Origin of the sequence: Bacteroides timonensis, from assembly GCF_000513195.1 — a bacterium.
Classification (GTDB): Bacteria; Bacteroidota; Bacteroidia; order Bacteroidales; family Bacteroidaceae; genus Bacteroides; species Bacteroides timonensis.
In genome coordinates, this window is the sequence record NZ_CBVI010000014.1 from 89,510 (window position 1) to 96,452 (window position 6,943).

The following is a 6,943-nucleotide window of genomic DNA, read 5'->3' on the forward strand; positions in this document are numbered from 1 at the left end:
TCGTGCTATCTTATCAAAAAGTTCCTTACCCTCACCTTCACCAAAAAATCTAGGTTCGATAGTGTACCACGCAAAGCGAAATCGACAACCGCAATACTTCTATCGGCTGTATTCATAGTGGCAACAACGTGCAAATTCTCCGGAATTTTATTCAATGGTGCATCACCTAGAGATTCTATTCTTACACCCTGGCCAGCCACACATTGTCTCTTGGGTTCAAAGAGATAAAACACAGGCCCCAACACATTTGAAAGGTTTGCGCGATTAATCTCATCGACTATGAGAAGTACTTTCTTATTTGGATTGTTAATGGCACATTTAATTGCTTCAACGAGTATTCCCTCTTTTCGTTCATAAACAACGTTGTTTGTAATACCGAGTTTCGGCATTATTCCTTCTACCAAATCCGAATATGAAGTTTCTGCGTGGAATTGAATTAAAAATACTTCATTATACTTTTCCTTGCCGATCTTTTCTGCCAAGTATGTTTTGCCAGTTCCGGGAGCACCTTGTAAGATTACAAATTTTCTACTTCCCAAAAGATTGACAACTTCTTTTTCCTGCTGCACCTGATTTTTTTCCGGCCGACGACAGTTACTAATGAATTGTTCTACATTTTTCCGCTGAGGCTTAGTAGACGCCCAGCCCCGCAATTCTGCATATTGTGCAATCCAAGCACGTACATAATCCATATCTTCTTTCTTCTCAATATCTATCAGACACCCTATCGAGAGTACTGATTTATACTTTTCCAGATTTACTCCAGAATCGACTATTGTATCACCAAAAGCAATAGCAGTTTCAATGTCTATAAAATCAGGCTTACAGAAAGAACTATAGCAAGATTCCTGAGGCAATATCTTTAAAAACATTCGTCTTGTCCCTGGTTGGATAGCCAACTGATAATCATTCCGAAATCCCTCTGAACCAACCCCAAGAGACATTACATATAAATTGCTATCTATAGTTGTAGGGAAGAATACAAGAGAAAAATCTGAATATGGACCTGATAATTGCTCTTCTGGACGAATAAATCCAAAATAAGGAATATTGCTAACATCGTATGATATATTCTTTCTGATTACTACATTCTTTTTTTTCTTGTTTGCCCCATTTTCTACCATGCCAAGGCTCTGAGCAAACTCAATGGCTTTTTCGAGAAAGTCTTTTGTTTTCATATTATAGAAAAAATTACTTAAGATCAGTAAGGTTTCTTGAAACATTTTATGTGTTCATTGAACGCAAATATACCGATTATTCAAGAACTGACAAAAGAAGCTATCAGATTTCGCATGCTTTTCCAAAGATAATCTCTATCCTAGCAATAATAGCTTTATTCTTTCTCTTCCTTATTATATTAGTTTTATGCATTCCTAATACTCTTGCTGCATAAATCTATTCTCTTATTGCCTAATTATTATTCTTACAACAACTATTGTAAGAAAGAAACACAACTACAGTAAGAGAATAATACAATTACAGTAAGAATACTTTTTAGTATAAACGATATTAGTCTGTAGCACATCCGACATTAGTCTCTCGCAGTTCCGGTGCCAGTTTGTTTTTACGAAAAAATAAACTTCTTAAAAACAATGTATATATGAGTACTTATTATGACCTTTACGAAACACTGGCCCCCAGCGGCGAAGGCAAGAAGAAACCACTCCATGCACGTGTCCGACCTAAAGACACCATCACTGCAAAAGAGTTCCAGGAGCGGGTAATAAAAGAACAGCACATGCCCGACTCACGCGCGTAACGGACAGATGCGCCAGCTCTGATTTACAGGAATTTTTGACAGAAGGTGTTATCCGCAAGCGAGGCGGAGGACGGTCAGTGGTTTATATAAAACATCAGGTATAGTGTATCGTTTTTTGTAAGGCATCTGCTCTGTATCGGGCAGGTGCCATACCTGTATTTCTTTTAAAAAATTTCCCAAATGTAGATTGATCCGGAAAATTCAGTTCAATCGCTACCTGACTGACATTCATATCCGGTCGGCGCAACAGGAGTTTTGCTTCTGTCACCACGGCATTTGTGATCCATTTCAATGCCGATTGCCCGTCACACTCTCGTATTACCTTCGACAGATAATCCGGAGTAACACACAATTCCTGCGCATAAAATCCGACATCACGATGTTTACGGCAGTTTTCCAGAAGCAATTCGTGGAAACGCTGCCGAATTATTTCATTGCGCGAAAATGAGATTTCTCTTTCTCCATATTTCTTCCAACGGCTATTGGTTATATCGAGCAATAGATTGATCACCTCATTCTTAATAACAGTGGCCCGATACAGATGATCCGAGTCCGCTATATACTTCTTTATACGCTCTATCCGATTCAGCACAATCGAACATTCATCATCGGTCAAACTCTGTTCAGGATACAGGCGTTTCAAGTTTCCCGCTTCCGGAAAACGTATGCTGGAAGTTAATGACATGATTTCCTGTTTCAGTTCCGGTGAAAACAAAAGCAAGTATCCTCTGAAACCGGGAGTATACGATACATTTCCTATGATATTATCAGCCAGTAACTGCATCACGGTACTTCTTTTAAGAGTATAAGGCAGATAATCCACTTCAATTTGCATTTCACCTGACACGACCAATATTAATGAGGAGGCTTCAAGCTGCATGGGATACCTCCCAACCTTATCTTCTTTTGTCATCGAATCGTCTAAGTCGATAACCACCAGCTGCTCCTGAAAGGAGGATTGAGGCACCATTCTTTCAAGATAATCCTGAAAACTTAAATTAAGTACTGTATCTTTCATCACAATTCAGATAAATGACTAATTCTAAAATACAAATTTAATAATTATTCTCATTACAGACAGATACGTTTCGGATTATGACTAATTATAGAAGTAAAATGACCTTGTCAATTCATCTATTCTGTCCGACCTTTGCATCACAGAAAAAACTTAATATTTAAAAAAATGGAATATTTAAACTTATCGAAAGAGAAAACAAGCAACTTCATGCTTTCGCACATAGGCTTGGGAAGTATGAGAATGGGAGATGTAAATGAAGGTATCAACACGATACATACAGCTTTGGACGGAGGGGTTAATTTTCTGAATACCGCAGACTTCTACGGGAACGGGCAAAGTGAAATGCTGATAAAAGAGGCATTGAAGACCCGCAAGCGGGAAGATGTCTTTATCTCTGTAAAGTTTGGAGCCATGCAGGGTGTGGATGGCAGAATGTACGGAATGGATGCCCGCCCGGAAGCTGTGGAAAACTACCTGCGCTATACACTAAGCCGTTTAGATACTGACTATGTGGATTTATACCAACCCGCCCGCATCAATCCACATATACCCGTAGAAGACACCATCGGCGCCATATCCGACTTGGCTGCAAAAGGATATGTGAAGAATGTAGGAATCTCCGAAGTGGATGGAGAGATACTTCGCAAAGCAAATGCAGTACACCCGATCAGTCTGGTCGAAGTAAGATACTCGTTGGCAGACCGGCATATAGAAGATGACCTTTTACCGACAGCAAGAGAATTAGGTGTCGGTATTGTAGCCTTCGGCGTACTCCTTTCGGGACTGATTGGCGGAAGTTCACAAGAAGAAAAATTAAAATCTATCGGTCAGAGAATTTCTACGGAAGCATTGGCAACGATGAAAGCGAATCTTGCCCGTACCGATGCACTGAAACAAATTGCAGTTGAAAAAGAAGCTACCCTGGCAGAGCTCGCCATAGCTTGGGTGTTGGCGCAAGGTGAGGATATCATAGCACTGATAGGCTCAAGAACAGCCAAAGACACGATTCAAGCATTGAATGTGAAACTAACGAAAGAGGATTTGGACAGAATAAACCGGATTATACCGAAAGAAGAGGCAACGAGTTCATACATGTTGGATGTGGATATCGATTCCAAAGGATTATTCCATGCCAAACAGTAGCATTGCTTAACGAGGAAACTTAGATAAAAGTGCCTCATAGACCGCCGAATGGAGGAAGTAACGAACATCTTTCCCTTCCTCCATCGCCCGGCGAATAAAGGTAGAACTGATTTCAAAAGTAGGCGAAGAAGCTACTTTTACATTCTCCGAAAGGGAATCGGAAGAAACCGGATAATCGGGACGGGGATATACAAGAATATGGTTTTCGGCAAGAATACGCTCCGACTGATACCAGCGGGGAAAAAGCGTCCAGTTGTCCGAACCGATAATCAAATGAAATTCCCGGTGAGGATAGGTTTCTTTCAGTTTATCCAATGTATGGATGGTATAGGACGGACGGGGCAGATTAAGCTCAATATCAGAAGCTTTAAACTTGGGATACCCCTCAATGGCAAGTTGAACCAACTTCAAACGGAAGGTATCATCCATCAATTCATCTTCTTCCTTCAACGGATTATGAGGGGTTACGAGAAACCACACTTCATCCAGCCCTTCATATTCGCAAAGATAATTGGCAAGGGCAAGATGTCCGATGTGTACCGGATTGAAGGAGCCACTGAAGATACCCGTTTTCATTCTTTTGTTTTCATACGTTTCCAGCAAGTATAAACATTGACGCAACTTGAAAGCAATACCAATGTCATACCAAGGACTATTGTCCATTGGCTATAATACAACGCCATCAGACCTGACACCAAAGATATAAGTGCCAGGAGTGCGTTGAGAGTCAACAAAGACTTGTTCTGTTTAGGAGAAACAGGTTTCGGCTGATACATGACAGACCTTATTATTTCGATAAAAACTCTGTAATTACCTGCAAAGCTTCCGCCTTTGCCTTTTCCAAGTCATCATTTACAATGACTTTATCGAACTTAGGGGCAAACGTCAGTTCATATTCCGCCTTGGCTACGCGGGCTTCTATCACTTCGGGAGCATCCGTTCCACGTCCTACCAGACGTTTACGAAGTTCCTCTACCGAAGGAGGCTGAATGAATACTGACAGAGCACGGTCGCTATAAAACTTCTTTATATTGCAGCCACCTACAACGTCCACATCAAAAACCACATTTTGTCCGGCAGCCAACTGAGCTTCTACCTGAGACTTCAATGTACCGTAGTAACGGTCTTTGTACACTTCTTCATATTCCAGAAATTCGTCATTGGCAATGCGGGTACGAAACTCTTCGGGAGAAAGAAAGAAGTACTCCACTCCATGCTGTTCTGTTCCACGTGGCGGACGACTGGTAGCAGAACAAGAAAAAGCCAGATTCAGGTTCTGCTCCAACAAATAGTTGATAATGGTTGATTTCCCTGACCCTGAAGGGGCTGAGAATATAATAAGTTTAGCCATATTGAAATAGTAATTACATCACGTTCAATACCTGTTCTTTGATTTGCTCCAGCTCATCCTTCATCTGCACTACAATCTTCTGCATCTCAGCATGATTGGACTTGCTTCCCAACGTATTGATTTCACGTCCCATTTCCTGGGCAATGAAACCCAACTTCTTACCTTGTCCGCTTCCATCCTCCATAGTATTGATGAAGTATTTCAAGTGGTTGCTCAGACGTTGTTTTTCTTCATTGATATCCAGTTTCTCAATGTAGTAGATGAGTTCCTGCTCCAGACGGTTCTTGTCATAGTCCACGCTGATGGTCTTTTCCAAAGCATCCGTGATGCGTTCTTTGATTTTCTCTACACGCTCTTTTTCGTACGAATCAACAGAAGTCAGCAACTTGGCAATATTGGAAATCTTTTCGCGGAATTTCTTCTCTAAAGCCGCGCCTTCCTGTATACGGAAATCAACCAGACTTTGGATAGCCTGAAGCACAGTGGCATGAACAGCTTTCCATTCTTCCTCGCTCAGTTCCTGAATATCGTTCTTGGTCATCACATCCGGCATGCGGAGCAAAGTAGAGAACCAGTCTTCGGGTGCAGGGATACCGGTAGTTTCAGAGATGGTGCGAATCCGTTCGTAATACGCCACTACCACATTCTGGTTAATGGGAGTAATAAGTTCACAGGCATCTTTCTTATCAATCCACAGACTGAAATCCACTTTACCACGTTCCAGTGCCTTAGCTATTTCGTTACGGATTTCTATTTCTTTTTCCCGGTAGAGGGGAGCGATGCGGGTTGACAGATCCATCGCTTTACTGTTGAGCGATTTGATTTCTACATTGATTTTCTTATCGGACAGTTCAGCGGTCGCTTTACCGTATCCGGTCATGGATTGTATCATAAGATTCTTTAGTTTTCCGCAAAATTACATGAATATTTTCATTAGTGAAAATTATTCAAGAAATAAGTGATGTATTTATCGCTTACTCTTTACTCCAAATACGTGTGTTCAAGTTTAGTTCATCTACAATATCCAGCAAGGATTGGAGCACTGCAAAGTCCGATTTAAGGATGCTCATATCATTCAAAGAACTCCACACATCCGCTTCAAACCGATTTTTTGAATCCGGAATGGCGACCAGGATTGTAGAATTCCGGAAACTGATAGTAACTCCTTTCTTGAAATTGCTGTCCAACTTCAACATTCTTTCCATCATGGAAGGGGTAATCAGATAGCGGGCCTCAATCTGGTTCGTGGAAAAGACATCAAAGACTTTTTCAAAATCGGGATTTTCCATTTTCACTCTTGAAGCTCCCATCTTAATTTTGAAAAAGCTATCCCGCAAAACAGTCGTTTCTCCCTGAAATTCTTTATGAAAGTCAGCAATAAAAAGAAATCCTTTGAAAATATCTTCCCAATAATACTGCACTCCATTCTTGGTAGAACGGGCTTTGCGCTCTTCAGCATGTACTTCGGAACAGATAAAGCTGGTTTTATCCAGACATCCTTCTATCAGATCTTCGGCATGATAACGGTCGGGAGAAGTAAACAGTCCGCTATTTCTAAAAAGATCCTCACTCACTCCATTATTCGGAGAATAGGTCGCATTCGGACAAAAGGCATGGATTATTTCATCTACCACTTCTTCTTTATAAAAAGAGGAGAATATTTTCGAGAGGG

General features: G+C 41.0%; 9 protein-coding genes. 2 read left to right on the plus strand and 7 right to left on the minus strand.

Annotated features, from left to right (window positions below; translation table 11 throughout):
• Positions 1-5: 5 nt before the first annotated feature.
• Positions 6-1,178 (minus strand): McrB family protein, encoded by a 1,173-nt coding sequence (locus tag BN161_RS04555; RefSeq protein ID WP_167332490.1) that lies wholly within the window; start codon positions 1,176-1,178, stop codon positions 6-8.
• Between the two features lie 422 nt (positions 1,179-1,600).
• Between BN161_RS04555 and BN161_RS30360 the strand changes: the two genes are divergently transcribed.
• Positions 1,601-1,759, plus strand: a complete 159-nt coding sequence (locus tag BN161_RS30360) for an HU family DNA-binding protein (protein WP_244436414.1) — start codon at positions 1,601-1,603, stop codon at positions 1,757-1,759.
• A 94-nt stretch (positions 1,760-1,853) separates the two neighbouring features.
• Here BN161_RS30360 and BN161_RS04565 read toward each other — a convergent pair whose 3' ends face one another.
• On the minus strand, positions 1,854-2,777 hold the full coding sequence (locus BN161_RS04565) for a helix-turn-helix domain-containing protein (RefSeq protein ID WP_044263422.1): 924 nt from the start codon (positions 2,775-2,777) through the stop codon (positions 1,854-1,856).
• Positions 2,778-2,942: 165 nt separating this feature from the next.
• Between BN161_RS04565 and BN161_RS04570 the strand changes: the two genes are divergently transcribed.
• Positions 2,943-3,920 (plus strand): aldo/keto reductase, encoded by a 978-nt coding sequence (locus tag BN161_RS04570; protein WP_044263423.1) that lies wholly within the window; start codon positions 2,943-2,945, stop codon positions 3,918-3,920.
• 6 nt (positions 3,921-3,926) lie between these two features.
• Here the strand turns inward: BN161_RS04570 and nadD are convergent, their stop codons facing one another.
• From nadD to BN161_RS04595, 5 genes are all read right to left on the minus strand, one after another.
• Complete coding sequence (gene nadD / locus BN161_RS04575) at positions 3,927-4,496, minus strand: nicotinate (nicotinamide) nucleotide adenylyltransferase (protein WP_044263424.1); 570 nt, start codon at positions 4,494-4,496, stop codon at positions 3,927-3,929.
• On the minus strand, positions 4,493-4,696 hold the full coding sequence (locus BN161_RS04580) for a hypothetical protein (protein ID WP_044263425.1): 204 nt from the start codon (positions 4,694-4,696) through the stop codon (positions 4,493-4,495). Before BN161_RS04580 ends, nadD begins: the two co-directional genes overlap by 4 nt.
• Positions 4,697-4,707: 11 nt before the next feature.
• Positions 4,708-5,271 (minus strand): guanylate kinase, encoded by a 564-nt coding sequence (gene gmk / locus BN161_RS04585; RefSeq protein WP_044263426.1) that lies wholly within the window; start codon positions 5,269-5,271, stop codon positions 4,708-4,710.
• 13 nt (positions 5,272-5,284) lie between these two features.
• Positions 5,285-6,163 (minus strand): YicC/YloC family endoribonuclease, encoded by an 879-nt coding sequence (locus BN161_RS04590; protein ID WP_044263427.1) that lies wholly within the window; start codon positions 6,161-6,163, stop codon positions 5,285-5,287.
• A gap of 82 nt (positions 6,164-6,245) precedes the next feature.
• The coding region (locus BN161_RS04595; protein ID WP_044263429.1) for a DUF3137 domain-containing protein at positions 6,246-6,943 on the minus strand (698 nt) is incomplete at its 5' end.

What these genes read in the sequence shown, in the direction of transcription:
- BN161_RS04555 (WP_167332490.1), bottom strand. Translation starts at nt 1,178, where the DNA reads ATGAAAACAAAAGACTTTCTCGAAAAAGCCATTGAGTTTGCTCAGAGC.
- gmk (WP_044263426.1), bottom strand. Translation starts at nt 5,271, where the DNA reads ATGGCTAAACTTATTATATTCTCAGCCCCTTCAGGGTCAGGGAAATCA.
- BN161_RS04590 (WP_044263427.1), bottom strand. Translation starts at nt 6,163, where the DNA reads ATGATACAATCCATGACCGGATACGGTAAAGCGACCGCTGAACTGTCC.
- BN161_RS04565 (WP_044263422.1), bottom strand. Translation starts at nt 2,777, where the DNA reads ATGAAAGATACAGTACTTAATTTAAGTTTTCAGGATTATCTTGAAAGA.
- nadD (WP_044263424.1), bottom strand. Translation starts at nt 4,496, where the DNA reads ATGAAAACGGGTATCTTCAGTGGCTCCTTCAATCCGGTACACATCGGA.
- BN161_RS04570 (WP_044263423.1), top strand. Translation starts at nt 2,943, where the DNA reads ATGGAATATTTAAACTTATCGAAAGAGAAAACAAGCAACTTCATGCTT.
- BN161_RS04580 (WP_044263425.1), bottom strand. Translation starts at nt 4,696, where the DNA reads ATGTATCAGCCGAAACCTGTTTCTCCTAAACAGAACAAGTCTTTGTTG.
- BN161_RS30360 (WP_244436414.1), top strand. Translation starts at nt 1,601, where the DNA reads ATGAGTACTTATTATGACCTTTACGAAACACTGGCCCCCAGCGGCGAA.